Raw genomic sequence first — 1229 nt, forward strand, 5'->3', positions numbered from 1 at the left:
GAAAGTATGCACTTAATTTGACAATTCAAGATTAAAAAATCAAAACGCTTACAAATTGTAGAAAAGCTAGTTTTTTGAGTCTAATTGTGATAGAATAAACTTGTAAACGGGTTCAAACCCAAAAAAATATAGGAGGCCTTTATAATGGCAATCGTTTCAGCAGAAAAATTTGTCCAAGCAGCTCGTGATAATGGTTACGCAGTTGGTGGATTTAACACAAACAACCTTGAGTGGACTCAAGCTATCTTGCGTGCAGCAGAAGCTAAACAAGCTCCAGTACTTATCCAAACTTCTATGGGTGCAGCTAAGTACATGGGTGGTTACAAATTGTGTAAAGTTCTTATCGAAGAATTGGTTGAATCAATGGGTATCACTGTACCAGTTGCTATTCACCTTGACCACGGTCACTACAATGATGCTTTGGAATGTATCCGTGTAGGTTACACTTCAGTTATGTTTGACGGTTCACACCTTCCAGTTGAAGAAAACCTTGAAAAAGCAGCTAAAGTTGTTGAATTTGCACACGCTAACGGTGTATCAGTTGAAGCTGAAGTTGGTACAATCGGTGGTGAAGAAGATGGTATCATCGGTGATGGTGAATTGGCACCAATCGAAGATGCTAAAGCTATGGTTGCAACTGGTATCGACTTCCTTGCAGCAGGTATCGGTAACATCCACGGTCCTTACCCAGAAAACTGGAGCGGACTTCACCTTGACCACTTGCAAAAATTGACAGAAGCTGTTCCTAACTTCCCAATCGTATTGCACGGTGGATCAGGTATTCCTGACGATCAAATCCAAGCAGCTATCAAACTTGGTGTTGCTAAAGTTAACGTTAACACTGAATGTCAAATCGCATTTGCTAACGCAACACGTAAATTTGTTGCTGAATACGAAGCAAATGAAGCAGAATACGACAAGAAGAAACTCTTCGACCCACGTAAATTCTTGAAACCAGGTTTCGAAGCTATTACAGAAGCTGTTGAAGAACGTATCGACGTATTCGGTTCAGCAAACAAAGCTTAATTAGATTATATAAGCTTGTAAATAAAGGGTTTGTCCAATATGGACAAGCCTTTTTCTTGTGTTTTGCCCCCATTTTGCCCCCGATTTCTAAATTTCAGTTCGTTTTGATTATAGAAGTAGCGCAAACAAAGCTTAATTAGCTTATTAAGACAAGGTCCTTTCTGGGTCTTGTTTTTTTGTACCCTTGAATATACAATATAAGT

At 39.2% G+C, this 1229-nt stretch carries 2 protein-coding genes; one reads left to right on the forward strand and one right to left on the reverse strand.

The window, feature by feature from the left end:
• Window positions 1-144: 144 nt before the first annotated feature.
• The gene (locus HMPREF2877_RS07230; RefSeq protein ID WP_002887043.1) at window positions 145-1026 is read left to right on the forward strand and encodes a class II fructose-bisphosphate aldolase; all 882 of its coding nucleotides are present in this window, start codon (window positions 145-147) and stop codon (window positions 1024-1026) included.
• A 5-nt stretch (window positions 1027-1031) separates the two neighbouring features.
• Here the strand turns inward: HMPREF2877_RS07230 and HMPREF2877_RS11070 are convergent.
• On the reverse strand, window positions 1032-1229 hold a 198-nt coding region (locus tag HMPREF2877_RS11070; protein ID WP_218108093.1), incomplete at its 5' end, for a hypothetical protein.

This window comes from Streptococcus sp. HMSC072D03 (genome assembly GCF_001812855.1).
Lineage (GTDB): Bacteria > Bacillota > Bacilli > Lactobacillales > Streptococcaceae > Streptococcus > Streptococcus salivarius_D.